The 26,507-nt window shown below is 42.0% G+C and carries 28 protein-coding genes, 3 tRNA genes and 1 other annotated feature; of the genes, 3 read left to right on the top strand and 28 right to left on the bottom strand.

The window, feature by feature from the left end; translation table 11 throughout:
* Positions 1-698: 698 nt before the first annotated feature.
* From NOL38_RS02240 to NOL38_RS02175, 14 genes are all read right to left on the bottom strand, one after another.
* Positions 699-1,778 (bottom strand): carbamoyl phosphate synthase small subunit, encoded by a 1,080-nt coding sequence (locus NOL38_RS02240; protein WP_029173392.1) that lies wholly within the window; start codon positions 1,776-1,778, stop codon positions 699-701.
* A gap of 247 nt (positions 1,779-2,025) precedes the next feature.
* Positions 2,026-2,949, bottom strand: a complete 924-nt coding sequence (locus tag NOL38_RS02235) for an aspartate carbamoyltransferase catalytic subunit (protein ID WP_024393972.1) — start codon at positions 2,947-2,949, stop codon at positions 2,026-2,028.
* A gap of 55 nt (positions 2,950-3,004) precedes the next feature.
* Positions 3,005-3,526: a bifunctional pyr operon transcriptional regulator/uracil phosphoribosyltransferase PyrR gene (gene pyrR, locus NOL38_RS02230; RefSeq protein ID WP_011922318.1), complete on the bottom strand. Its 522-nt coding sequence runs from the start codon at positions 3,524-3,526 to the stop codon at positions 3,005-3,007.
* A 198-nt stretch (positions 3,527-3,724) separates the two neighbouring features.
* Positions 3,725-4,372, bottom strand: a complete 648-nt coding sequence (locus tag NOL38_RS02225) for a Pr6Pr family membrane protein (protein WP_024403111.1) — start codon at positions 4,370-4,372, stop codon at positions 3,725-3,727.
* A 47-nt stretch (positions 4,373-4,419) separates the two neighbouring features.
* Entirely contained in the window at positions 4,420-4,758 is a 339-nt protein-coding gene (locus NOL38_RS02220) for a zinc ribbon domain-containing protein YjdM (protein WP_277941246.1), read from the bottom strand.
* Positions 4,759-4,838: 80 nt separating this feature from the next.
* Positions 4,839-5,735: an RluA family pseudouridine synthase gene (locus NOL38_RS02215; RefSeq protein ID WP_277941245.1), complete on the bottom strand. Its 897-nt coding sequence runs from the start codon at positions 5,733-5,735 to the stop codon at positions 4,839-4,841.
* The gene (lspA, locus tag NOL38_RS02210; protein WP_277941244.1) at positions 5,719-6,183 is read right to left on the bottom strand and encodes a signal peptidase II; all 465 of its coding nucleotides are present in this window, start codon (positions 6,181-6,183) and stop codon (positions 5,719-5,721) included. Before lspA ends, NOL38_RS02215 begins: the two co-directional genes overlap by 17 nt.
* Positions 6,176-7,090 carry a LysR family transcriptional regulator gene (locus NOL38_RS02205; protein WP_011922313.1) on the bottom strand — a complete coding sequence of 305 codons (915 nt, stop codon included), beginning with the start codon at positions 7,088-7,090 and terminating at the stop codon, positions 6,176-6,178. Before NOL38_RS02205 ends, lspA begins: the two co-directional genes overlap by 8 nt.
* Positions 7,091-7,125: 35 nt before the next feature.
* Positions 7,126-7,311 (bottom strand): GNAT family N-acetyltransferase, encoded by a 186-nt coding sequence (locus NOL38_RS02200; protein ID WP_277941243.1) that lies wholly within the window; start codon positions 7,309-7,311, stop codon positions 7,126-7,128.
* A 191-nt stretch (positions 7,312-7,502) separates the two neighbouring features.
* Complete coding sequence (rpmA, locus tag NOL38_RS02195) at positions 7,503-7,796, bottom strand: 50S ribosomal protein L27 (protein ID WP_009909754.1); 294 nt, start codon at positions 7,794-7,796, stop codon at positions 7,503-7,505.
* A gap of 45 nt (positions 7,797-7,841) precedes the next feature.
* Entirely contained in the window at positions 7,842-8,156 is a 315-nt protein-coding gene (gene rplU, locus NOL38_RS02190) for a 50S ribosomal protein L21 (RefSeq protein ID WP_002941330.1), read from the bottom strand.
* 35 nt (positions 8,157-8,191) lie between these two features.
* Positions 8,192-8,262 (bottom strand) — a sequence feature (ribosomal protein L21 leader region).
* Positions 8,263-8,327: 65 nt separating this feature from the next.
* Positions 8,328-9,656, bottom strand: coding sequence for a branched-chain amino acid transport system II carrier protein (brnQ, locus tag NOL38_RS02185; RefSeq protein WP_425244227.1), 1,329 nt, complete (start codon positions 9,654-9,656; stop codon positions 8,328-8,330).
* Positions 9,657-9,774: 118 nt separating this feature from the next.
* Entirely contained in the window at positions 9,775-10,992 is a 1,218-nt protein-coding gene (gene thiI / locus NOL38_RS02180) for a tRNA uracil 4-sulfurtransferase ThiI (protein ID WP_277941241.1), read from the bottom strand.
* Position 10,993: 1 nt separating this feature from the next.
* Complete coding sequence (locus NOL38_RS02175; RefSeq protein WP_277941240.1) at positions 10,994-12,136, bottom strand: cysteine desulfurase family protein; 1,143 nt, start codon at positions 12,134-12,136, stop codon at positions 10,994-10,996.
* 112 nt (positions 12,137-12,248) lie between these two features.
* On the opposite strand from NOL38_RS02175, the gene NOL38_RS02170 reads away from it, so the two are divergent.
* Positions 12,249-12,662: a DUF6556 family protein gene (locus NOL38_RS02170; RefSeq protein ID WP_277941239.1), complete on the top strand. Its 414-nt coding sequence runs from the start codon at positions 12,249-12,251 to the stop codon at positions 12,660-12,662.
* Between the two features lie 60 nt (positions 12,663-12,722).
* Entirely contained in the window at positions 12,723-13,106 is a 384-nt protein-coding gene (locus NOL38_RS02165) for a hypothetical protein (RefSeq protein WP_277941238.1), read from the top strand.
* A gap of 18 nt (positions 13,107-13,124) precedes the next feature.
* Here NOL38_RS02165 and NOL38_RS02160 read toward each other — a convergent pair whose 3' ends face one another.
* From NOL38_RS02160 to parE, 14 genes are all read right to left on the bottom strand, one after another.
* Positions 13,125-14,153, bottom strand: coding sequence for a threonine aldolase family protein (locus NOL38_RS02160; protein WP_277941237.1), 1,029 nt, complete (start codon positions 14,151-14,153; stop codon positions 13,125-13,127).
* A 61-nt stretch (positions 14,154-14,214) separates the two neighbouring features.
* A tRNA-Arg gene (locus NOL38_RS02155) sits at positions 14,215-14,286 on the bottom strand.
* 37 nt (positions 14,287-14,323) lie between these two features.
* Positions 14,324-15,529, bottom strand: coding sequence for a 30S ribosomal protein S1 (gene rpsA / locus NOL38_RS02150; RefSeq protein ID WP_277941236.1), 1,206 nt, complete (start codon positions 15,527-15,529; stop codon positions 14,324-14,326).
* A 123-nt stretch (positions 15,530-15,652) separates the two neighbouring features.
* A tRNA-Gln gene (locus tag NOL38_RS02145) sits at positions 15,653-15,724 on the bottom strand.
* 345 nt (positions 15,725-16,069) lie between these two features.
* Positions 16,070-16,150: transfer RNA gene (locus NOL38_RS02140), tRNA-Tyr, on the bottom strand.
* A gap of 51 nt (positions 16,151-16,201) precedes the next feature.
* Positions 16,202-16,435, bottom strand: a complete 234-nt coding sequence (locus NOL38_RS02135) for a DUF2969 domain-containing protein (protein WP_012775068.1) — start codon at positions 16,433-16,435, stop codon at positions 16,202-16,204.
* Between the two features lie 66 nt (positions 16,436-16,501).
* Complete coding sequence (locus tag NOL38_RS02130; RefSeq protein WP_277941235.1) at positions 16,502-17,524, bottom strand: branched-chain amino acid aminotransferase; 1,023 nt, start codon at positions 17,522-17,524, stop codon at positions 16,502-16,504.
* A gap of 110 nt (positions 17,525-17,634) precedes the next feature.
* Positions 17,635-18,252, bottom strand: coding sequence for a DUF4230 domain-containing protein (locus NOL38_RS02125; protein ID WP_029178560.1), 618 nt, complete (start codon positions 18,250-18,252; stop codon positions 17,635-17,637).
* A 171-nt stretch (positions 18,253-18,423) separates the two neighbouring features.
* Positions 18,424-20,877: a DNA topoisomerase IV subunit A gene (gene parC, locus NOL38_RS02120; RefSeq protein ID WP_277941234.1), complete on the bottom strand. Its 2,454-nt coding sequence runs from the start codon at positions 20,875-20,877 to the stop codon at positions 18,424-18,426.
* Positions 20,878-20,923: 46 nt separating this feature from the next.
* Positions 20,924-22,000: a hypothetical protein gene (locus NOL38_RS02115; protein ID WP_277941233.1), complete on the bottom strand. Its 1,077-nt coding sequence runs from the start codon at positions 21,998-22,000 to the stop codon at positions 20,924-20,926.
* A gap of 13 nt (positions 22,001-22,013) precedes the next feature.
* Positions 22,014-22,571, bottom strand: coding sequence for a RelA/SpoT-related domain-containing protein (locus NOL38_RS02110; RefSeq protein ID WP_277941232.1), 558 nt, complete (start codon positions 22,569-22,571; stop codon positions 22,014-22,016).
* Between the two features lie 28 nt (positions 22,572-22,599).
* The gene (locus NOL38_RS02105; protein WP_277941231.1) at positions 22,600-23,103 is read right to left on the bottom strand and encodes a YkvA family protein; all 504 of its coding nucleotides are present in this window, start codon (positions 23,101-23,103) and stop codon (positions 22,600-22,602) included.
* Between the two features lie 32 nt (positions 23,104-23,135).
* Positions 23,136-23,738, bottom strand: coding sequence for a protein adenylyltransferase Fic (gene fic / locus NOL38_RS02100; RefSeq protein ID WP_277941230.1), 603 nt, complete (start codon positions 23,736-23,738; stop codon positions 23,136-23,138).
* A 23-nt stretch (positions 23,739-23,761) separates the two neighbouring features.
* On the bottom strand, positions 23,762-25,711 hold the full coding sequence (gene parE / locus NOL38_RS02095) for a DNA topoisomerase IV subunit B (RefSeq protein WP_277941229.1): 1,950 nt from the start codon (positions 25,709-25,711) through the stop codon (positions 23,762-23,764).
* 142 nt (positions 25,712-25,853) lie between these two features.
* Here parE and plsY point away from each other — a divergent pair, with 142 nt between their 5' ends.
* Positions 25,854-26,498 carry a glycerol-3-phosphate 1-O-acyltransferase PlsY gene (gene plsY / locus NOL38_RS02090; RefSeq protein ID WP_277941228.1) on the top strand — a complete coding sequence of 215 codons (645 nt, stop codon included), beginning with the start codon at positions 25,854-25,856 and terminating at the stop codon, positions 26,496-26,498.
* Positions 26,499-26,507: the final 9 nt, after the last annotated feature.

Below are 26,507 nucleotides of genomic sequence, written 5' to 3'. Positions count from 1 at the left end.
TTATCTTTTTCGCACAGTCCTTAGGGCGTGTTCGAATAGGAAAATCAAATCTTATTCGAACCTGTACCTTCTCCTTTCTATTTTCTATCTCTCCGGATAGAATTAAATAATTGTCCGACGTGAGAAAATGGATTCGACATTAATCCATTTTCGAGCTAGTGCAAGGGATAGCCTTAAAGTATATCACCATTTCTAAGAACAGGTGTCAACATCTCAGCGCAGTGGTTGATTGGTAAATTTGTTCGTATTCTATACTCCAAATCTGACCATTACGACTGTTGCGAACAAAGTTCGCTCTATTTCCAACCTCAAACTGTCTCCCAGACAGTTTGAGCTGTGCGGGGGTGGGAGTGAAACAATCTGGGGATAGATTGTTTCAGCTCAACAACTGGAAACAAGGACTTGTTGACGAACTCTTTTTTACTTTTCGAGTTCTTTCCCACTCCCAGGCGTAGGGCAATGAGTTGCTCGCAACCATTGATCTGTCCCTTGCCTTTCTATTCGTCGCCTCTCTGAGCGACATTAAATAAGATAAGTCCGACGTTTAGAATCTCAATTCGTTAATAATTGAAATTCTAAACTAGTGTCAGATTTAGCAAAGGTCCCATTGGACTTTGCGTAGGAGGACACATGCGTTAGCATGAAGTCCGACTTGCTCTGACCGACGCAGTAAAGTTTAGCTCGATAGTAGTTAAACCTTACTGCCCTTTTTTAAACGAATCCATCAATTCCATAAATTCGTCAAACAAATAGCTGGCATCATGTGGACCAGGTGCAGCATCTGGGTGGAATTGAACAGAGAAACCTGGATAGTACTTGTGGCGTACCCCTTCTACTGATTTGTCATTGATTTCTTCATGAGTAATCATTAAACATTCAGGTAAATCTTCTCGAGCCACTGCGTAACCGTGGTTCTGACTGGTAAAGTCCACTCGACCTGTCGCAATTTCACGAACAGCATGGTTAAAACCACGATGTCCGAACTTCATCTTGTAAGTTGTAGCACCATTGGCCTTGGCGAAGAGTTGGTGGCCCATACAGATACCAAATATTGGAATTTTTCCAAGAATGCCCCGAATCATGTCCAAAGCTTCTGGAACATCATCTGGATTTCCTGGGCCGTTTGATAGCATAACACCATCAGGATGGAGAGCAAGAATTTCTTCAGCAGTAGTATCATAAGGGACAACTGTCACATTGCAATCACGCTTGGCTAACTCTCTAAGAATAGAATGTTTCAATCCAAAATCAACCAAAACAACACTACGTCCAATTCCAGGCGCAGGATAGGCCGTTTTGGTAGATACTTGCTGGATGTTGTTGGTTGGCAAAACAGTCGCTCTCAACTGATCCGTCAAATGTTCAACGGAATCACCAACATTTGCAAGAGTCGCCTTCATGGTCCCGTGCTGACGAATAATTTTAGTTAGGGCGCGTGTGTCAATTCCAGAAATAGCTGGAATTTTCTTAGCCTTTAAAAATTCATCCAAAGTCATCTGGTTACGCCAGTTACTTGCTCGACGAGCCCACTCGCTAACAACCACTCCCTTACAAGTCGGTTTGATCGACTCGTAATCATCACGGTTAATCCCGTAATTTCCTACCAAGGGATAGGTAAAGGTTAAAATCTGACCATTATAAGACTGGTCCGTGATGGATTCCTGATAACCTGTCATACCAGTTGAGAAAACCAACTCACCAGTCACATCAATATCAGCACCGAAGGCCTCCCCTTCAAAAATAGTGCCATCTTCCAAAATTAAACGTCTTTTTGACATAATCTATGATACAAAGCCTGTTAAAAGGACAAAGTGAAAATAGGAAATTCGGCGCCGACGCTATAGGCGTCAAGTCGATATTTATCTTTTTCACACAGTCCTTAGGGCGTGTCCGAATATAAAAATTAAATCTTACTCGAACCTGTACCTTCTCCTTTCTATTCGTCGCCTCTCTGAGCGACATTAAATAAGATAAGTCTAACAAATTTCTAACTGCTCAGTTCTAAGGTACCTGAACTGCTTACTTTTAAGCCTTGCCATTGACAATTGCTTCCAAAATCGCCATCCGGACAAATACACCATTCTGCATTTGACGGACAATACGTGATTTGGGTGCCTCTACCAATTGATCATCAATTTCTACATCACGGTTAACAGGAGCCGGATGCATGACAATAGCACTATCTTTCAAGCGTTTGTAACGCTCCTCTGTTAAACCATGCAAACGGTTATAAGTTTCTTTAGAAAAACCACCATCACCATCATGGCGCTCGTGTTGTACACGGAGCAACATCAGTACATCTACCGTTTCCACAATATCATCAATATTCAAATGCTGACCATAGACATCAAATTCCTCTGCGTACCATTCCTCCGGTCCAGCAAAGAAAATCTCAGCTCCCAGCCGTTTCAAAATTTGCATATTGGACTTAGCAACCCGTGAGTGTGTAATATCACCTGCAATGGCAATCTTCAAGCCTTCAAAAGTTCCAAATTCTTCATAAATAGTCATCAAATCAAGTAGGGATTGGCTTGGGTGTTGGCCTGAACCATCACCACCATTGACAATTGAAGTCTGAATGGTAGGACTATCAATCAATTGCTTGTAATAATCCACTTCCGAGTGACGAATCACGCAGATGTCTACCCCAAGTGCCGACATGGTCAAAATGGTATCATACAAGGTTTCACCCTTATTGACTGAGCTGGTACGAGCATCAAAGTCAATCATTCCCATATCCAAACGAAGCTCTGCCATTTCAAAAGACTTATGCGTCCGAGTTGAATCCTCAAAGAAAAGGTTAGAAGCATAGTACTTCCGATCCAACTCTACCTTTTCACCGCGTTTAAAAGCAATACCACGTTGAATGAGTCCCAATACTTCTTCATTTGAGAGGGTCTCCATTGTAACCAAGTGTTTGAGTGAAACTTTACCATTTGTAATTGTCATGATGATACCTACCTTTATGATCTAGATGTAGAATGAGAATTTGTAAACGAAGCGACTATGCACCTTCAACCAGAAGGACAGCGTCTTGACCATCGATTTCAGCCATGTGCACAATGATTTCTTCAGAACGGCTAGTTGGGATATTCTTCCCAACATAATCTGCTCGAATAGGCAACTCCCTGTGTCCACGATCCACAAGTACCGCTAAACTAACACGAGCTGGACGGCCCAAGGACACTATGTTGTCAATAGCCGCACGAATAGTTCGTCCTGTATAAAGCACATCATCTACTAATATAACATCACGATCGTTGACATTGGCAGTCATATTTGTCGTATCATCTTCTACCTTCATGTCATCTCGAAACGGCTTGGTATCCAACTCGCCCAACGGAACGTCGATACCCTCTAATTGCTTAAGTCTCTCCTGAATCCTCTTTGCAATGAAAACACCCCGTGTTTTAATCCCTGCAAGGACAATATTATCCAAATTCTTATTCCGTTCGATAATTTCATAAGTGATGCGGGTGATTGCCCGTTTCATAGTCATATCGTCAACGATTTCTTTTGTCTTCATAAGACCTCCAAAAGTATAGAAAAAGTCTCCTTATACAAGGAGACTATGAAAATATAGGCTAGTTAGAACCAACCTGCTTAACATCCGACTCCTTGTCTGCCTCTCTGGACAGGTTTTAAAGGATTTATTAAGCAGAGTATAGCATAAAATCTCAGCCTTGACAATTTTTTTCTGAAAAAATATAGAAATTATCGGATTTTACTGAGAATTTTTTCCAAAAGACAATGAAGTCTTAAGGTTTATGGATTTTAGTCCCGCCAATAGAAAACCGCAGACTAGATAGGCGATAAAGATGACTCCAGCATAAGTCAAAACATAGGTCCAACCATACTTAGGGACATTGAGAAAGAAATAAGCAAAAGGACTGTCCTTAGCATCTGGGATTGGAATTTTTATGAAAAGACCATTCACTAGACCAAAAATCATGTAGAGAACAGGCAAAAGCGTCCACCAAATCGGGTCAAACCACTTGTACTGTTGTTGACGATCTACTATTAGGGTATCTAACAAAAAATATAAGGGAACAATATAATGGCAGAGTAGATTTTCAAGTCGCCAGAAATCGTCTGCCAAAGGTGCCAACATAAAGTGATAGACTACACAGGTAATCATGATAGACATGGTTACAGCAGCCTTTATCCGAAGAAAACGTGACGTCTGTAAATCCACACCCTTACTCATGGCATAGACCATATAGACAGCGAACAGAGATACCAATAAATTAGATTGTACCGTATAATACATGAGCATTCCGATACCATATTTAATGATTTCTAAGGCGGTACCTGTGATGGCTAAAATGGCTAACAGGCATCTACTGTAAAACAAAATACTTTGATGTTTCATAATATCCTTTCAAAAACAGGAAAAGACTGGTTAACCAGTCCTCTCTCTTAGATTTTCTTAACAAATTCAGATTTCAACTTCATGGCACCGAAACCATCGATTTTACAATCAATATTGTGATCACCTTCAACGATACGGATGCCTTTAACACGTGTACCTTGTTTAAGGTCCTTAGGCGCACCTTTCACTTTCAAATCTTTGATAAGCGTCACAGTATCGCCGTCCGCCAAACGATTACCGTTAGCATCAATTGCAACAGGTCCACTTTCTTCCTCAGCTACATCTGCTGGGTTCCATTCGTAAGCACACTCAGGGCAAACCAAGAGGGCACCGTCTTCATAAACATATTCAGAATTACATTTTGGACAATTTGGTAAATTTTCCATATTTTTTCATACTCCTTACATTTTTATCGTCTACTAGTATAGCATTTGTTGGGAAAATGGGCAAGATGAACAGGTTTTCATCAGCCATTTGACTTGCGCAGTTTTTCAAGTGCCGCCTGAAAAATAGCTGGCGCTTCTGCCGTAAACTCCACGACTTCCCCAGTTCTCGGATGGGTAAATCCAAGCGTTCTGGCATGAAGAAACTGGCCATGCCCTTTAAGTGTTTTCCTTGGGCCGTAGGCCTCATCACCAGCCACAGGATGACCGATATAAGCCATGTGAACACGTATTTGATGTGTCCGACCGGTTTCCAAGGTCAATTCTAACAAGGTATAATCCCCAAAACGCTCCAAAACTTGAAAACGTGTCACAGCCTCTTTCCCTTTGGCTGTAACAGCCTGTTTCTTGCGGTCTTTCTCAGAACGCCCAATCGGTGCCTCAATCATGCCACGGTCATTTGGCAGATTGCCATGAACAATCGCCCAATATTTACGAAGCGACTTTTTGTCTTTCAATTCAGCAGCTAGCTTGGTATGGGCATCATCATTTTTGGCAATCATGAGCAAGCCAGATGTATCCTTGTCAATCCGATGGACAATACCAGGTCGAAGAACGCCATTGATACCAGACAAGTCTTTCACATGATACAAAAGGGCGTTGACCAGTGTACCAGATGTGTGGCCCGCAGACGGGTGAACAACCATCCCTTGAGGTTTATTAACCACTGCTACATCCGCATCCTGATAGACAATTTCTAAAGGAATGTCTTCTGCTACATAGTCAATTTCTTCTACTTCTGGCACCTGATAGGTTAGGATGTCGCCAACTTGTACACTGTATTTGGCTTTTTTAGGCTGGCCATTGACCAAAACCTGACCATTTTTAATCTGTTCATTGGCAACTGAACGGGACAAATCTGTCAAATCCGCCAAGGCCTTGTCTAAACGAATGCCACCAATCTCAACTCTTACTTCCATTACTCTCTTCTTTCATGATACAAATAAACAAAATTCCTACACCGACAGACAAACACATATCCGCCACATTAAAAACTGGGAAACTGATAAAATCCAAATGGAACATATCCACTACATAACCAAGACGAATTCGATCAATAAAATTCCCCAGGGCTCCAGCAATCATCAAAGCCAGGCTAAACAAGGTCCACAGGTTACCCTTGATTTGCTTCACATAATACCAAATCAAACCGGTCACAGCTGCAATAGTTACAATCGTGAAAAACCATTGCTGATTTTGCAAGATGGACCAAGCCGCTCCATAATTTCGCAAATAGGCCAAACTCATAAATCCTTTAATAAATGGCTCAACCGTGTCTAATTCAATATTGGCAACAGTCCAAGCTTTTACAAACTGGTCCAAACCAATTAATACTACCATCAAAAATGGAAATCCAATTTTACGCATTTTCATCCTTCTTCTTATCAAAATATGCCTGCATGGTTTCAATAAAGTCTTTGGCACAAGAACTAAGTTCATCATTAGCTCGTTTAACGTAGACCATGCGATTGTCTACCTTTCCTTTGAGAGGAATTACGGTAATGCCATTGACACTCTCGTCATCAAGATAGCCCGAACCAGTTGCATAGGCATCCGTACGCTCCAAAATTCCATTCAGAGTAGCACGGTCTGTCACATCAAACACAACTGAGGAATCCGACGTATCAATCAAGTTCTCGGAATAATAAAGATAAGCCTCTTTTTCTTGAGTGAACCGTACGGTAGGTAGACCTACCAAATCTACTGGATCAATCTCAGCTTTCTTTGTCAAAGGATGATCTTCACGAAGGTAGATATGAGTCTGAAATGCAGACAAATCTACAGCTTGCAAGTGAAGTTTATCCAATTTCTGCATGATTCCTTTTGTATTTCTCTCGTTCAAATAAATAATACCAAGCTCGCTATAACCCTGAGCAACCTCATCTAAAATCTGTACTGTAGTCGATTCAAAAATGCGAAAATGAGGGTACTGCGGGTGGCTACGAGAGAACTCCGTAATCAGTGGGGGAAGAAAATCATAATGCTGACTTGAAATTGAAAAAGTCTTCTCACCTTCCTCAGGTTGCAAATAGAGATGTTCAAACTGATCAAATCCCTTAACTAAAGCCTGAGCTTTCTCATAGAATTCCATCCCTTTTTGTGTCAAAAAAGTTCCTGAACTAGTTCGGCTAAAAATTTGAAAACCTAACTCTTTTTCCAAATCACGAATGGAAATGGACAAACTAGGCTGGGAAACGTACATTTTCTCTGCTGCTTCCCGAAAAGTACCACTGTTGGCAATGGCTACAACGTAGCGTAATTGTTGAATATTCATACCTGATACCTCTTAAAACTGCTTCTACCATTATATCAAAAAACGCAAGAATTTGCTGAACTCTTGCGTTTTCGCAAATAGACTATTCTTCTCTTATATAACTTCCAGGTTCCCAATTTCTCTTCTTCAACTGCAATTTGAAAGGCTTTGGAATTTCTGTTCGGCAAATCATCGATGACTAATTTTACTAAGTTGGAACCCAAACCACTTCCTCTGAACATTTCATCTATTACTGAATGTAGAACTTATAGGAAGCGCAACAGTGCAGAAGGCAAAATATTTTTATCCTATAGAGAAGATATTGCCGTCTTAAATTACTTCTATCGTACACTTTTAAAAATAGCAAAATCAAATTACAAAAAAGACTCTCCGAAAACAACTCGGAAAGCCTATTGTAAAGCCATTTTCAGACTTATTTAGCGATTGGGTAAACAGATACTTGTTTCTTATCGCGACCTTTACGTTCGAAGCGTACAACGCCTTCTACTTTAGCGTAAAGAGTGTCATCTCCACCACGACCTACGTTAGCTCCTGGGTAGATTTTTGTACCACGTTGGCGGTAAAGGATTGAACCACCTGATACAGTTTGGCCGTCAGCAGCTTTCGCACCAAGACGTTTCGCTTGTGAGTCACGACCGTTTGACGTTGAACCTCCACCTTTTTTGTGGGCCATAAATTGCAAGTTAGCAAGATTCAAGTTTAACATATGTTATTCCTCCGAATTTCTGTAATGATTGCTTCAAGCTACGCCTTAAGCGTTGATAGCGTTGATAACAACTTTTGTGTAAGGTTGACGGTGACCTTGTTTGCGGTGGCTACCTTTTTTAGGTTTGTACTTGAAGGTAACAACTTTTTTCTGTTTACCTTGTTTTTCAACAGTACCAACAACAGTAGCGCCTGCTACAAGTGGAGTACCCACAACAGTTTTCTCACCACCAACAAGAACTACTTCTTCGAAAGTAACTTCTTGACCTGCTTCAACGTTCAATTTTTCAACGTAGATAGCTTGACCGACTTCAACTTTAACTTGTTTGCCGCCAGTTTTAATGATTGCGTATGTGCTCATTATGCACCTCCTATGATTTTTGGGTCTTGCCCGAATTTTATGTGAAGACTCGCCTAGTACCGTGGGACGAACCACTTAAACGGTATTCGTGCGGTTGCACAGGATGTGCATAGTCAACACTCCTATTATAACAAAAACACCTGCAAATGCAAGTGTTTTGTATCATTTTTCTTACATTTCGAAAACTTCGCTCTCTTGCTTGTTTGGTAAGAAAAGTGAAAGAACGATTCCGGCAAGAGCTGGTAATAACCATGCTAATGATTGTCCAGCCAATGGCAGAGCTGAGAGGATTTTTGAAACAGCAGTCCAGTTGAATTGTCCTGCTAACACTTCTACCAATGACAAAGCTGTCACTACTCCCACAGTTAATTGCATACCATAAGTGGAAAGCGGTACAAATTTGTTAACAATGGTAATCAAGACAATACAGATAGTAATTGGATAGAGAACCAAAAGAACTGGAACTGAGAAGGTGATGATATTGTTCAAACCGAGGTTGGCAATCCCAAAACCAATCAAAGTAAAGATAGTCGCATATACTTTGTAGCTAAAACGTGGGAAACGCTCAGCGAAAAATTCACCTGAAGAAACAATCAAGCCAGCCGTTGTCGTAAAGCAAGTAACGATAACCATAGCTGCCAAGAAAATTTGTGCACTTGGACCAAAAATAGCCTGTGTTGCTTGCGAAAGAATATAAACACCCTTATTGGTATCAGAAGCCAAAACATCAGCAGGCACAGGGAAATGATTTCCAAGGAAGGCCAAACCAACATAGAGCGCCGAGAAAGCTAAGGCTACAACAAGACCAACTGACCAGATGGTTGAGATATATTCCTTTTTGCTTGAGAAACCAAGTTGTTTTAAGGTATTCACCGCTACAACACTAAAGGCAATAGAAGCAAGTGCGTCGAGTGTATTGTATCCCTCGATAAATCCTGTACCAAATGCCTGTCCTGCTGAGTAAGCTGCCGAAGCTGGTAACGGACTTGTTGATCCGTACTTAACAATACCAAGCACAACCAAAATCACAATCAAAATCGCAAAAACAGGGGTTAAAATACGTCCGATACTGTTTAAGATTTGAGATGGATTGAGGGCAATCAGATAAGCTGCCACAAAGTAAAGAGCTGTAAAGCCGAACAACCAGAGACCTAGATTCGCATCGCCCAATAATGGCGCAATACCAATTTCGAAGGACGTTGTAGCCGTACGCGGAATGGCAAAGAAAGGACCAATCGCCAAATACAAGGCAACAAGATAGATCGTTGCAAAGGCTGGAGAAATCTTACGAGAAATCTCATGTACATAACCTTTTGGGTTTAAGGTACCGACGATCAGGGCAACGACAGCAATACCTACACCCGATACAACAAATCCTAAAATAGCTGGCCAGAAATTCTCACCAGATAAGACACCAAGTGCAGGTGGGAAAATCAAGTTTCCTGCACCAAAAAACATACCAAACAGGAGTAAACCTGTTAGCGCTCCTTTTTTCATAATAACTCCTTTGTATTTTTCTGAAGTCTTATTATATCATACAAATTCGATTTTTCCGAACGATTCGAACTAAAAAATCCAGCAATAGCTGGATTTACATGTATGCCAAAATAATTGTATACTACAGTAAGTCTTCAATCAAACTATCCACTTCGTCTTTCACTTCCTCTTTCGGTGTGATTTCAGTTACGATAATCCCAGCCACAGCTCGTTCCACCAAGCTTTCAACATCCATACGGGCTTCGTACTGCTCGACATTTTTGATTTTAGGGTTTGTTTTTGGACGGTCTGGGGCAAAGATGGTACAACAATCCTCAAATGGCTGGATGGAAATATCAAAGGTATCAATTTCTTGAGCAATATCAATGATTTCCAACTTGTCCATGGTAACGACTGGACGGATAACAGGTGTATTTGTCACCGCATTGATGGCCTGCATAGACTCCAAAGTCTGACTTGCCACCTGTCCTAGACTTTCACCATTGATAATAACCATGGCACCACGCTCTTCCCGTACTCGGTCTGTAATCCGCATCATGAAGCGGCGTGTCAAGGTCATCAAATAAGCTTCAGGTGCTTTTTCCTTGATTTCTTCCTGAATTTCTGTAAACGGCACTTCGATAAAGGTGATATTACCACCAAAGGCAGTCAATTTACGAGTCAAATCATGGGCTTTTTTAAGTGCACCTGGGCTAGTATAAGGCGGACTTGCAAAGTGAAGGGCTTCAATTTCAACCCCACGTTTCAGTGCTAAATAGCCCGCAACAGGTGAATCAATACCACCTGATAGCATCAGCGTACCCTTGCCAGATGTACCAACTGGAAGACCGCCTGCCCCCTTGATTTCTTCATGGGAAATATAAGCAGCATCAGGACGGATTTCCACTCGCAAGGTAATATCTGGTGACTTCATCTGTACCTGTACATTTGGAATAGCTGTAAAAACCGCATCTCCAAGGACTTGGTTAAGGTCACGGCTGTCCAATTCAAAATTGTGGTCGCTACGACGAGCAGCAATCTTGAAGGTCATACCGTCCTTATAAATGTTTTTCATGATGTCTTGAACCGCTTCTTTCAAAGCTGGAACAGACTTTTCAACCTTATAAGATGGTGCGAAATTTTGGATCCCAAAAATCTTCTTCAAAGAAGCTGAAACTTCCTGATAATCCGCCCCATTCAAATAGACATGACCACGGTCACGGTCAAAATAAACGGTCACTTCTGGGTAAACAGAAAGGACATGCTTGATATTATTGCGGAGTTTGTTGACAAACCGCATCTTGTTTTTCCCTTTAGTTGACAATTCGCCATAGCGAATCATAATTTCTGAATAGTTCATGCTACCTTACTTTCTGTGTGTTTTGATAAATTTGTTTGAAAATGGTGAGGAATTGTTCGATTTGCCCCATGTCGTTATCATCGTCTAAACTGATACGGACGGCAGTTTGAGCCAGTTTCTGAGGAACACCCATAGCAATCAGGGTTCCAGCCGGTTTTCCAGCCTTGGACGAGCAGGCTGAGGTTGTCGAAATGTAAATCTGGTGGTCTTCAAAGGCATGGACAATGACCTCGCCACGGATATTTTTAATCCCGAAAGTTACAATACTGGGCACAAAGTCCTCTAGCCCAGAAAAAACTGTCACATCGTCGTATTTGCCCAATTCATCTACCAGAATCTGCTTCATGGCTACAAGTCGCTTCTGGCTGTCTGTCGCCTTGTCCAAGGTCAAGCGGAGCGCCTTAGCCGTTGCTGCGATACCTGCCACATTTTCAGTTGTTGAGCGTTTATCGCTTTCCTGTCCTCCCCCTGTCAATAGCGGAGCGATTTTCTTGCCAGCTTTGACATAGACGAAACCTACTCCTCTGACAGAGTGGAATTTGTGACCTGAAAAACTGGCAAAATCAACTCGGTCTGTCAAATATCGTTCCGTTGGCACCTTGCCGATAGCCTGCACCGCATCCACATGGAAGGAGATGGTTGGCTTATCAGCTAACAGTTGAGATATTTCCTGAATGGGCTGAATAGCACCAATTTCATTGTTGACGGCCATGATAGAAACCAGTGTGGTATCTGGACGAATCAAGCTTTCTAAGGCTGAAACATCAACAAAACCTTGGGCATTGACCGGAGCCAAATCCACCTCAAAACCTTGCGTTTTGAGCCAAAGTGCTGACTCTTTTACCGCTGGATGCTCAATAGCTGACACGATGATGTGCTTGCCCAGATGTGCCTTTTCAAATGCCACTCCCTTGATGACCCAGTTGTCACCTTCCGTACCACCTGAGGTGAAAAAGATTTCTTTGCTATCCTGGCCAAGCAATTCTGCGATTTGCTTGCGAGATGCTTCCAAAATACGGGTTGCCTGACTGCCTAGACTATGGAGGCTAGAGGGGTTTCCCCAGATTTTTGTCGCCACTTCCGTATAGGTCTTGAGAACTTCTGGATAGAGCTGTGTCGTTGCCGCATTATCAAAATAGATCATTTTTTATATTCCTTTTATTGCAATAGTCCTATTTTATCATGTTTTCATGCCTTTCGGCAATCTTTAAGATAGTTTTAAACTTCCTATCTTAAACTAAAGGTGGAGGTACATCATGAATACACGTAAGAATACAAATAAAAAACCAGCTGGTTTAACTAATTTTCAAAAATATTTAACCTTTATCGGATCTATTTTAGGGATTATCACTGCCTGCATCACTATCTACACCTTTACAGCCAAACCTGCAACATCCTCAACATCTCCAAGTACTACCATTTCATCATCCAGCGCCACTAGCCTCAGCCAATCATCAAGCGACAATCCGTTAACAGAAGTACAAGATTCAACAAGTTCAAGCTCCGAAACAACATCCTCAACCCAAACCGAGACCAGCTTTTCAGTAGAGTCTACTGCCTCTTCCTCGTCTACAGAAACGTCTGCTACCCAAGCTTCGGAGACAAGGACAGAAACCAGTACTGATACAGAGGTAACTAGTGGGGCATCCGAAACGACTTCTAATCAATAGCACAAAAATATTTGTTTTACTTTCTTGGATTTGATATACTAATTTCAGGAGGTGTGCAATATGAAATACGTCATTCTAAAATCGCCGATTTTCGTTTGGCTACTGATTTTTGCGCTTATACAAATCTTCGCCTTATCGTCATTTTTACCAGAACCATTTGATACTCGTTCATTGCTCCCCATGGGAGTATTGACCGGTTGTTCAATCAGGGTTTCCAGTGAAGTTAAAGACCAGGATGGTCAGTATGCTCCATTTAAGTACTTATGGTGGGTGATACTAGGATGGACTGTAATCGGTATTCTATTTGGTATCACTATAAACGCTCCACTAGAATTGCACATTGCCCTGATTGTACATGCAATCGCAGGAGGAATAGGCTATCGCCTTATTGAACGTTATGCAGTTTATCGCTATCATTATTTACAAACTAAAAAGAAAGGCTAACCCTTTCTTTTTTATTAATTATAATCTATTCCTTAACGCATCAATATCCGCTTGACTAGTTGACCAGCTGGTCGCAAAGCGGATGATACTGTGGCTATCGTCGTATTTCTCCCAGAAGCCATAGGCAATTCCAACTTCTGTCAATCTAGTCAATTCTTCATTCTTAACAATAACAAATTGCTGATTGGTCGGTGATTTGAGATAGAATTGAAAGCCTTTCTCTTCCAAAATCTGGGTCAGTTGCTCTGCCATTGCGATAGCATGACGCCCCAATTTAAGATACAAGTCATCAGTAAATAAGCAATCAAACTGGACACCTGTCACTCTTCCTTTCGCCAACAAGGCACCATGGTGTTTGACAATCGATACGAAATTCTTAGGCTGGTTGTTCTTTGTAAATACCAAAGCTTCCCCCATCAAGGCACCGAGTTTTGCACCACCAATATAGAAAACATCTGTCAGCTCTGCAATTGTCTTCAAATCAAGATCCGTTTCACGAGCAGCAAGACCATAACCCAAACGAGCACCGTCTAAAAAGAGCGGAATATTATGCTGTTGGCAAACTTTGGACAAATCTTCTAGCTCTGTTTTGCTATAAAGTGTACCATATTCAGTCGGGTTGGAAATATAAACCATTCCTGGATGAACCATGTGAGCATGATTAGCATCTGCGTAGAAATCGGAAATATAGTTCTCAACTTCACTTGCGACAAGTTTGCCATCCGTATGCGGTAAGGCCAACACCTTATGGCCTGTGAATTCAATTGCACCCGCTTCATGAACTGCAATATGACCAGTATCCGCTGCAATGACTCCTTCATAGGAAGCTAACATAGACGAAATGACAATTTGATTGGTCTGCGTGCCACCTGCTAAAAACGTAACTTGTGCATGAGGACAGTCCGTAGCAAGTCTGATTTTTTCGATAGCAGATTCAGTATATTTATCAGTGCCATATCCAGATAAACCTTCTTGGTTGCTTGCAACTAAGGCTTCGAGCAAGGCTGGATGGGCACCTTTGTTATAGTCATTTTCAAAATGTAACATATCATAACCTCCTTGATATAATATAAGAAAAAAGCCTGTTAATACAGGCTTTTCAATTTAGTCCACCCTGAGGGAATCGAACCCCCATCTCAAGAACCGGAATCTTACGTGATATCCATTACACTAAGGGTGGAAAGGAAAAACTTGCACAAGGCAAGTTTTTATATGAATTACAATTCAATGTCGCCGAAAAGATCAGCCATTGAGAAACCAGATTGAGTTTCTGGCAATTCGTAATCACGTTTTTCTTCACGTTTTTGACGACGTGGACGTGGAGCACGTTTTTCAGCTTTTTCTTCACCTTCAACTGCTGCTGGACGCTCTTCCAAAGCTTTGATAGAAAGTGATACACGTTCATCAGCTGCGTTCACTTCAAGAACTTTAACAGCTACTTCTTGACCTACTGACAAAGCGTCTTTTGGATTTTCAACACGTTTGTGTGAAATTTGTGAGATATGTACCAAACCATCGATACCTGGCAATACTTCAACGAAAGCACCGAAGTCAGTCAAGCGTTTTACTTTACCTTCGATGACATCACCAGCTGCCAATTTTTGCTCAACGCCATCCCATGGACCAGGCTGTGTAGCTTTCAATGACAATGATACGCGACCTTCAACTTCATCGATTGCAAGAACTTTAACTTCAACTTCTTCACCAACTGTTACAGCTGATTTAGGAGATACGTTACGCTCGTGAGACAATTCAGTCAAGTGTACCAAACCATCTACACCACCAAGGTCGATGAATGCACCGAAGCTTGTGATACGTGCAACTTTACCAGTCACAACTTCACCAACTGCCAATTTACCGAATACTTCAGCACGTGCAGCTGCAGCTTCTGCTTCAACAACGTCACGACGTGACAAGATGAAACGGTTCTCAGCAGGATCAACTTCTTTGATTTTAGCATCAAATTCTTGACCTACAAAACGCTCAGTGTTACGAGTGAAACGGCTGTCGATCATTGAAGCTGGGATGAAACCACGAAGACCTTCAAATTCAACTGCAAGACCACCTTTAACAGCACGAGTTACTTTAACTGTAACAACTTCTTCTTCACGACCAACAAGCTTGTCCCATGCTTTACGCGCTTCCAAACGTTTTTTAGATACAAGATAAGTAACAGTGTCTGTATCTTTACCAACAACTTGGCGAAGTACTAACAATTCAAGTGTTTCACCAACTTTTACAAGGTCGTTGATATCAGCATCACGGTCGTTAGTCAACTCACGAAGAGTCAATACGCCTTCAACACCAGTACCTGAGATAGCTACATTTGCTTGACCAGCATCAACTGTCAATACTTCTGCAGTTACCACATCACCAGGTGTAACTTCGCTTACACTGTTCAACAAATCTTCAAATTCGTTCATTATAAAAAAACCTCCGACAATCAGGTCTTTCGACCCAACATAAAATATATTTTATTTAAGGCACACGCAAGGACAACAACAATTAGACATCTTTGACGAACTAGACTATATCTAGTACCTTTACTGGGGTAGCTGGATTCGAACCAACGCATGAGGGAGTCAAAGTCCCTTGCCTTACCGCTTGGCGATACCCCAAAAAATAGATACAATTCATTTATTTATTAATCATAAGAAATTGAACTCGAGATTAATTTCTTAGAAAAATAGATAGCCTTCCTTGAGTGTTAACACTCAGCGTCAGTCTCCTAATTTTCTACAGAAATTTCTGGTAAACCAGAACATCTCTCGTATCTTAAATGAACTCAGCCTAAACGCTGGATGAAATAGATCGATTTCACTGGGCGTTTTAACGGCTTCGTATCTTAGTTGAACACGGACTAAAATCCTAGTGAAAAAGATAAACTTCCTTGTGTGTTTAGCACACTGCGTCAGTTTTCTATTTTCATACGGATTTCTTAACGTCCTTTGTATCCTGTTCAATGGAGAGAGAGGGATTCGAACCCCCGAACCCGAAGGAGCGGATTTACAGTCCGCCGCGTTTAGCCTCTTCGCTATCTCTCCGTGCACTAACAGTCACTATTCTAACATAAAATAGCGACTATTACAAGCCTTTTAGTGACTTAAATTATAATTTTCAATAATATTTCCGACTGCTTTTTCTAATTTTTTGTAAAAGCTTTCGGTATTTCCATTTTTAATAACTGCAAAGTTATTTTCAGCCAATTCTGCAATTTCTCCAATTACTTTTTTACCTATAACAAGGCGGTAGCCAGGGAACTCTTCTCTATTGACAAGAACTTTGCTATCTTCAATCTGAATTTCAATTTTTTTATCTTTTTTACTCATTTTCAAACCTCACTTTTACTATTCTACAAAAAAAGAGAAGAGCTTGCAAGTGCAAGCCTTCTGAAATTAATCTACTTCGACAATCCAGCCTTCAGGAGCTTCAATATCACCAAACTGGATACCTGTTAATTCTTCATACAATTTACGAGTGACATGTCCTACTTCTGTTTCACTATGGAAAACATGGAGTTTGTCTGCAATCTGGATACCACCAATTGGTGAAATGACTGCAGCTGTTCCGCAAGCTCCTGCTTCGACAAACTGGTCTAATTCTTCGACAAGGACTTCACGCTCCACAGCCTTCATACCCAGACGATGCTCTGCCAAATACAAGAGAGAATACTTGGTAATAGACGGCAAGATTGATGGTGAAATCGGTGTGACAAACTCGTTATCAGCTGTGATACCAAAGAAATTAGCAGACCCTACTTCTTCAATCTTGGTGTGGGTAGCTGGGTCTAGGTAGATGACATCTGAGAAGCCCTGCTTTTTGGCATATTGGCCCGGTAAGAGCGACGCCGCGTAGTTACCACCAACCTTAGCTGCACCTGTTCCATTTGGTGCCGCACGGTCGTACTTGTCCTGAATGAGGAAGTTGGTCGGAGCCAAACCACCCTTGAAGTAGTTGCCGACCGGCATGGCAAAAACTGTGAAAATGTACTCTTCTGCTGGTTTTACGCCGATGATGTCGCCGACACCAATCAGGAGCGGACGGAGATAAAGGGTACCACCAGTTCCATAGGGAGGAACGTAGTCTGCATTGGCTTTGACCACCTCTTTGCAAGCCTTGATGAAAAGGTCAGTCGGTACAGGCTCCATGAGCAAGCGGTCAGCCGTCCGTTGCAGGCGCTCAGCGTTTTGGTCTGGACGAAAGAGCTGGAGTTTTCCATCCTTGGTACGATAGGCTTTAAGGCCCTCAAAGGCCTGCTGACCATAGTGAAGGGCTGGTGAGCTTTCTGAAATGTGCAGTTCCGCATCTTCGGTCAATTGCCCCTCAGACCACTGGCCGTTTTTGAAATGAGCGATGAAGCGATAAGGTAGTTTCATATAAGAAAAACCAAGGTTTTCCCAGTCAATGTTCACTGTCATATAGTTTCTCCAAATTCATTTTTTATTATTTTACTACTTTTGAAAGTGATTTTCAATTAAAAATTCAGAAAATTTTGTGAATATAAGAAAAAGCCTGGTAAACCAGACTCTTACTCTTTAAAAACAAATTCTAGTTGAATTTCAGGTGAGATAGCACTAAATAAATTTTGATAGTAGGTTTTGGCTGACTCTTTTATGTCTTCCTGATAATCTGCTAGAAACGTTTCTTGTTCTGCTGACTGAAATTCATCTGTGATGAGTTGGGCAGTATCGATTTCTTCTGTCGCAAAACTCAGTATCTCACCACTCTTATCATATAAGGTATAAGGTTCTTCTGCATCTAATTCCAATCCAATGACTTCAAAGGCTGGAAGGGTAATTTTGTACCGATTTTCAGAAAGATGTTCAATGGATACAGGACTTTTGATACCAAATTTTGCCTTGTACTTGATGATTAAGAGGGCTGATTTTTCTGAGAAGGGCATTTCTTGACCAAATAAGACCGTGTAGTTCTTAGCAGTCACAATTTTCTGGACAGCTGTATTTAGAAATACCAATTCATTGACTTGCTCGACTGATTCAATAGCCGTATGGACACTCACTTCTTGCTGATTACTCTTTTCACCAGAGATGTAACCGTATCCCCATACACCACACAATAACAGAAGGAAGGACAGAACAAGCCATAGATAGACTTTTATACTGAAAAATAATTTGATAATTTTCATAGCATTTACCTCCTCTACAGTATAGCAAAAAGACTGCTTTACAGGCCTCGATTAGTACCAACCAGTCAGCTGGTGAAGCCAGTCCTCAAAGGTAGGAAAGACTTTCATGGCAAGGACTATCAGTACTAAGATAGTGAACAAAATAAGGAATTTCTTTTTCATTCTAAATACCTAATCAATCCAGGCTCTGAAGACTTCTTCATCGGAAATGGTATCCGAAATGAAGCTGCCGTTGCTAGTGCGTTCAGACAGGCTAAGCTTGGTCACATCAACCTCATAGAGTTTACCTGTTTTAGACTGCACGTGAAGGATTTGACTTGTCGTTTCATCTTCATTTGCTGTGCTAAAGAGGTCAAAATCCCCCTGGTCCGTCAAGACTGGACCCGCCGCAAAGACACGGTGAGGCTTAGCCTTGAGTTCGCGAAGCACCTGCAAACCACGCTTGGCACGGCTGGTCACAGGGATTTCCTCCGTCGCCATCCGCTTAAGGCTACCACGCTGGGTCAGAAGATAGACAGAGCTCGTATTGCTGATAAAGGCCGCAGCCACCACATCCCCATCCTTGAGGTTGACCGCCTTGACACCGGCCGCCTTGGCACCGATGATTGGCACTTCTTCGATGTTAAATCGCAGAGCGTAGCCCTTTTCTGTCATGAGCATGATGTCATCCAAGACTACAGGCGATATGGTAATAACCACATCCTCTGCATCTTTAAGTTTGGCATACTTGGTTGACTTGGACTTGTAAGTCCGCCATGGCGTGAACTCCTTCCGCTCCACACGCTTGATTTGACCGTATTTGGTCACCGCGAAATAAGTTCCCTCTTCAAAATTCTCTACCAATTCAGCGAAGATAATCTCTTCATTGGTGTCAAAGTTCATGAGAGTCTGGCTCATGTGTTCACCAATATCCTTCCAACGAATATCTGTCAACTCATGGACAGGTCGGTAGATGACATTCCCAAGATTGGTAAAGAGCAAGAGGTGCTGGGTTGTCTTGGCATTCTGCAAGAAAATCAGCTGGTCATCCTCTCGTTTGCCCATTTCTTCAAGGGTTGAGGCATTGAAAGAACGCGGACTGGTCCGTTTGATATAGCCTGCCTTGGTCACGCTGACAAAAGTTTCTTCTTCGACAATCAAGCTGGCGGTGTCAATCTCAATCGTTTCTGCCTGATCCTGCAATTCACTCAAACGAGGATTGCCAAACTGCTTCTTGACCTCACGCAGTTCCTTCTTCATAAGATTGAACATTGTCCGCTCATCGCCGATAATAGCTGCCAAGGTCTGAATCTGCTCGCGTAGGGCTGCTTCTTCGTTTTCCAAGGTCACAATGTCGGTATTGGTCAAGCGGTAAAGTTGCAAGGTCACGATTGCTTCTGCCTGTTCCTCACTAAAATCATAGCTGATTTTCAAGTTTTCCTTGGCGTCAGCCTTGTTTTCAGAAGCACGGATAAGGGCAATAACTTCGTCCAAGATGGAAATGACACGAATCAAGCCTTCTACGATGTGGAGGCGTTTTTCTGCCTTTTCCTTGTCAAACTTAGACCGAGCAATGATAATCTCACGACGGTGGGCGATATAGCTAGACAAAATCTTCTGCAAGCCGACCTGACGCGGTGTGAAGTTATCAATCGCCACCATATTAAAGTTGTAATTGATTTGTAGGTCGGTGTATTTGTAGAGGTAGTTGAGAATGGTTTGCTCATCGCTGTCTTTTTTCAGCTCGATGGCAATCCGCAGACCTGTCCGATCTGACTCATCACGCACCTCGGCAATACCAGGCACCTTGTTGTTGACACGGACATCGTCAATCTTCTTAACCAGAACAGCCTTGTTGACCTCGTAGGGAATCTCGGTAATGATAATCTGTTTCTTTCCAGCCTTGAGCTGCTCAATGTCACAACGGCTACGAACTACCACACGACCTTTACCGGTTTCATAGGCTTTCTTGATTTCGTCAGCCCCTTGGATAATGGCACCTGTTGGGAAGTCTGGTCCAGGCAAGAACTCCATCAACTTTTCTAACTTAGCAGTCGGATGATCAATCATGTAAACAACGGCATCGATGACCTCCGCCAGATTATGCGGCGGGATGTCCGTCGCATAACCTGCAGAAATTCCCGTCGCACCATTGACCAAGAGATTTGGAAAGGCTGCCGGCAAAACAGTCGGTTCTTTTTCCGTATCGTCAAAGTTCCAGGCAAATGGCACAGTCTTTTTCTCGATGTCAGCTAGCAGATAGCCAGCCACCTCAGACAAACGAGCCTCGGTATAACGCATGGCAGCCGGTGGATCACCGTCCATTGAACCATTATTTCCGTGCATCTCGACCAAAATCTCACGATTTTTCCAGTCCTGAGACATACGAACCATGGCATCATAAATAGAGTAATCACCGTGTGGGTGGAAATTCCCCATGATATTCCCGACTGACTTGGCAGACTTGCGGTAGCCCTTGTCAAAGGTATTGCCGTCCTTATTCATCGAATAAAGAATACGACGTTGAACAGGCTTGAGACCGTCTCGAATGTCCGGCAAAGCCCGCTCTTGAATAATGTACTTGGAGTAGCGACCAAAACGCTCTCCCATGATGTCCTCAAGGGACATGTTTTGAATGTTAGACATTTGAATCCTATCCTTCACAATACAAATTAAAATGAACTTAGTTCTTTTATATCCAATTCATTCCATCCCCCTCCGAGTTTGGAATTCTAGACATAGCTTCTTTTAATATTTTAGTTCGTTTGGGTGGCCTACATATTCTATCTACTTGACTAAACGCACCATTTATACCACCATATTCAAAATAAATACCTGGATTTCTTCCTTTTCGTACTGGATAATATTTACATTTACTATTTAGATTAGGAATATTTTCCAAATCAAAATCTGAAACTGTTTCAGAATCAACATCACTTAATTTCTCTATATTATCCAAAGAATTAAATATCCCTATACCAGGGACTAAATAAAAAACTCCGTCCCTTCTGACTACTTTTCCTTCAGCCAACTCGGCTTCATTTCTCTCACTATCCGCACAATACTGTCGATACCGTTCTTTGTATCCATTAGCATAGAAATCATGGTATGTTTCTTCTGCTGTATCTGGAATTTCAAATCCAACATCTGTATTTGGAATAAAGTAGTGACCGTATTGATAATTTTGGTTAGTACGATCTGTTAATATCTCATAAAAAATCTCTGTCCCAATAGGATAAGCATCATGGCCACCTTTATAGACTACTTTTACTTCCAGGGTTAAATCTTTGTTCTCAGAAAGGTAGCTTTCAATTTCTCGTTCAACAATTCCTTGAATTTCATTCGCATAACTGAACTGAGTTATTAAATTCTTTTCTGGATCATTTATATCTTCTATTGTCCAAAGTCTATTTTTACCACCAATTGGAACATATGTATAGCCATTTAAATATTTATTAAAGGTATATCCTAATATATGCCCTCGGTGAAAATACCAATCTTTGCCCTTTCCTTTCGGAACATTTCCTTCTGGAAATTTTGATGGAGTTTTACATCTCCCTCTTTCAATGGCTTCACTTTTATTTTTTCCTTTTAGTACTACTTTCCAACCTCTTTTGAGAACATTCTTATTTGCGTTTCCTCGGTTATTTTTTTCTCCCAACTTGAAATATGTATTTTCTTCACAAAATACTATGTCAAATCCCAACAAGTCTGCTAACTCACTACTACTTTCCAAACCTAATCGCTTGATTACTTCATTTTCATTCATATCAAATTTCTCCTTAAACAAACTTCCTTTTATACTTGATATGACTGGCAATATTGCCTTCTACATCCTTCTCGTCCCACAGTTGCAATTCCCACGGATAGTAGAAATTACTCTTATTTTTGAAATAGATATGAATACCGACATAGCCGTCTTTATCACGCAGATACCAGTTTTTCAGACCATATTGTTCCTGCCAGTCATCCAGACGCTCCATGACCTCCGCAATTTCCTCAGAAGTTAGAATCATACGAGCACCGAAAATATCATTGAGAATAGAATTAACAGGATAGCCCTCGCTCCTCTCCTTAAACCGCTCAATCTTATCCAAAATGGATTCCGATGTTTTGACACGATAAAAATAAGCAATATCCTTGACATCAGCACGCATCAAATAGTCATTGATAGCCTCATGTAAATTCAGTCGATAGGATAAAATCGGTTGCGTTGGAACCTTGACAAAGGTATGCTTAAGATTGACTTTTTCAACCTTACCAGTTTCAAAATAATCCTTTGAATATTCCAGATGAATACGGTTAATTTCACTTATTAAGCGTTCAACTTTCTCTAACATCTTCTTTCTCCTTTTGAAAATAGCAGAGCTACTCATCCACTTTCCACTGGCTTGCTTGCCAGCTTCTAAAGTCATCGACATCTGTTTTGATTAATTTCAAACAGGCATTCAGGACAAAGGCATCATCAAGTAGACCTGCTCCAAGGATGAAATCTGGTAAGGCATCAATAGGACTGAAAAAATAAATCAAAGCACCTATAATTGCGAGGATTGTCCCTTTGGGTAACTTGCTGTAATCTCTACGGATATAGCTTCGCACCATGGAAATCAAGCCTGGAATGGCCGCAAACTTATCTCCACCAAAAGGCATACGAGACAGTTTCCGTTCCGTGCTATGTAAAAAATGTTCTAATTTTCCTTGCTCAGATAGCAAGTTTTCTGCATGGAGCCGAGTTTTGGAAGATTGCCAAATCTTCAATGCTTGGTCAAATTTCTCTTCCAACTCCTGTTTGTTTTTAAATGGCTTGCGCTTTCGTGCCCATTCAGACAACCGTTTTTGAAAACGGTCAGTTAATTTTACTCTTAGTGGCATAAAACACCTCACATAGTTTACTTGTGCTAGAGTTACAAATCCTCTGTGCGATAGAGATTGTATCCTTCATAGTAATAGGAATGGTCGATGCCCTTGAAATAAGTAGCCTGACCAAGATCTTCCGTTAAGGCTTGCAATAACAGATATTTAAGCTCTCCTGTTGACACATGGCTTCTAACCATTGCATTGAAATATTCATCTTTATCAATGCTATTCCAGTCAACAACCTTACCCAAACTATCCCGTAGCATACAATCCAACCAGATACGCATACTGCGTCCATTTCCTTCTCGGAATGGATGTGCAATGTTCATATCTGCATATTTTTCAACGATTTCGTCAAAGGTTTCATGAGGTAGCTTGTCAATATAGTCCAAAGACTGCTCCAGAAAGATTCGTGGAGCAAATTGAAAATTATCTTTGGCAATGTTGACATCACGAATCTTACCTGCAAAGTCGTAAATATCCTCAAATAAAGCCTGATGAATGTGTGCCAAACCTGCAAAGGTTCCAACTTCTATCTGGAATAACTGACCAGTTTCGAACAGTTGAGCTGCTTTTTTCTTGCTGATTTGTTCTTCAAGACGGGCTAATTCAGCCGAATTTTCAATCCCAAATTTATTTTCTAAAACCATATGGCACCTCAACTTCCCTGAGATTATTTGGTAAAAGCTGTCGCCTCTTCCAAGGTAAACTTAACATTGTCTTCAATCCACTTGCGACGTGGCTCGACCTTGTCGCCCATGAGGACGGATACGCGGCGTTCAGCACGGGCTAGGTCTTCAACGGTGACACGGATGAGGGTACGGGTCTCAGGGTTCATGGTCGTTTCCCAGAGCTGATCGGCATTCATCTCACCAAGACCCTTGTAGCGTTGAAGGATAAAGCCCTTGCCAAAATCCTTGCGGAGATCTTCTAATTCTCCGTCAGACCAGGCGTAGGCAATCTTTTCTGTCTTGCCCTTACCTTTTGACATCTTATAAAGTGGCGGAAGGGCGATGTAAACCCGACCTGCTTCTACCAATGGTCGCATATAGCGATAGAAGAAAGTCAGCAAGAGAGTCTGAATGTGGGCACCATCCGTATCCGCATCGGTCATGATAATAATCTTGTCATAGTTGACATCTTCGATAGTGAAATCCGACCCAACACCTGCACCAATGGTATAAATCATGGTGTTGATTTCTTCGTTTTTGAGGATGTCCGCCATTTTTGCCTTGGCGGTATTGATGACCTTACCACGCAAAGGTAGAATGGCTTGGAATTTACGATCACGCCCCTGTTTGGCAGAGCCTCCGGCTGAATCTCCCTCGACCAGATAGAGTTCGTTTTTGGCTGGATTTTTAGACTGGGCTGGGGTTAATTTCCCTGACAGAAGCCCCTTGTCCTTCTTGTTTTTCTTACCATTTCGGGATTCGTCACGGGCCTTACGAGCAGCCTCGCGGGCGTCACGCGCCTTAATGGCCTTGCGAACCAGATTAGATGCTAGCTCGCCATTTTCCAAAAGAAAGAAGGTCAGCTTGTCCGATACAATGCCGTCTACCACAGGTCGTGCAAGCGGGCTGCCCAGCTTGTCCTTGGTCTGTCCTTCAAACTGCAAATGCTCTTCTGGCACAAGGATTGAAAGAACTGCCGACAGACCCTCACGGTAGTCAGAGCCTTCCAAGTTCTTGTCCTTTTCCTTGAGTAAGTTGGTCTTACGAGCATAGTCGTTCATGGCCTTGGTAATGGCTAGTTTGAGACCTGTTTCGTGGGTACCGCCGTCCTTGGTCCGAACGTTGTTGACAAAAGACAGGATATTGTCTGAATAGCCGTCGTTGTACTGCATGGCCACTTGGACCTGGAATCCTGCATCTTCTCCTTCAAAATAAAGGACAGGTGTCAGAGTTTCCTTGTCTTCGTTGAGATAGGATACAAAGTCCTGGACACCATTTTCATAGTGATACTCCTCCTGCTCACCAGTCCGCTCATCTGTCAAGGTCATGGTGACTTGTTTGAGCAAGAAGGCTGATTCTTTCAGACGTTCGGCAATGGTATTGAACTTGAAGTCCGTCGTTGAGAAGATGGTATCGTCAGGCATAAAGGTAACTTTTGTACCTGTTTTTGATTTTGGAGCGGTACCAATCTTCTCTAGGGTCGTGACTGGCTTTCCGCCCTGCTCAAAACGTTGCTTGTAAACAGCACCGTCACGAGTAATCTCTACTTCCAACCAGCTGGACAGGGCATTGACCACAGAAGAACCAACCCCGTGGAGACCACCTGAAGTCTTGTAGCCACCTTGACCGAACTTACCTCCTGCGTGGAGAACGGTGAAGATGACTTCGACGGTTGGCTTGCCTGTTGCATGCATACCAACGGGCATCCCGCGTCCACGGTCGGAAACGGACAGACTGCCGTCCTTGTTAATGGTCACGTCAATTCGGTCACCAAAACCAGACAGGGCTTCATCGACAGCGTTATCGACAATCTCCCAGACCATGTGGTGAAGACCATTCCCGTCTGTTGAGCCGATGTACATTCCGGGGCGTTTGCGGACGGCGTCCAACCCTTCCAGTACCTGAATGGCATCGTCATTGTAATTATTTATATCAATCTCTTTCTTAGCCAAAACTGACCTCCATACTTATCATCCTTTCTATATTACAAGTTTTTGAGCATTTTTGCAAAATATTTCTGTTACCTATCGGCTGAGACAGCTCACAAAATAAGATTTTGGACTAAATTAGATGAAAATATGCTATAATGAAAACATGTTAGTCAATCTTATTTTACTATTTATTGCATATTTATTGGGATCTATCCCGTCAGGACTTTGGATAGGTCAAACTTTTTTCAATATCAACATTCGTGAACATGGTTCGGGAAATACTGGAACAACCAACACATTCCGTATTTTAGGTCCAAAGGCTGGTACGATTGTATTTGTAATTGATTTTCTCAAGGGAACTTTGGCAGCCTTGCTTCCGCTGATCTTTCATGCCCAAGGAATTTCTCCGATTGTATTTGGGTTAATGGCTGTACTGGGGCACACTTTCCCTATCTTTGCCCAGTTCAAAGGCGGTAAGGCGGTTGCAACATCTGCTGGTATGTTGTTGGGTGTAGCACCTGCTTTCTGCCTCTATCTAGTCATCATTTTTGTGACTTCTCTTTACCTCACTTCGATGGTTTCCTTCTCCAGCGTATTGGGTGCTGCTTTAGCCATCTTAGGAGCTCTGCTATTTCCAGCAATGGGAATCATCCTGCCAAGCTACGACTGGCTCTTTACAGTGATTATCGTCTTTTTGGGCCTATTTGTCATCATCCGCCACAAAGAAAATATCCAACGGATTTTGAAAAAAGAAGAGAACCTTGTCCCATTCGGACTCAATCTAACCAAACAGAAAAAGCGAGCTTAGTACTCGCTT

It is taken from the genome of Streptococcus suis, assembly GCF_029616525.1.
Lineage (GTDB): Bacteria > Bacillota > Bacilli > Lactobacillales > Streptococcaceae > Streptococcus > Streptococcus suis_AF.
The sequence above is the reverse complement of the archived record's forward strand: the minus strand, read 5'-3'. Positions and strand labels throughout refer to the sequence as shown.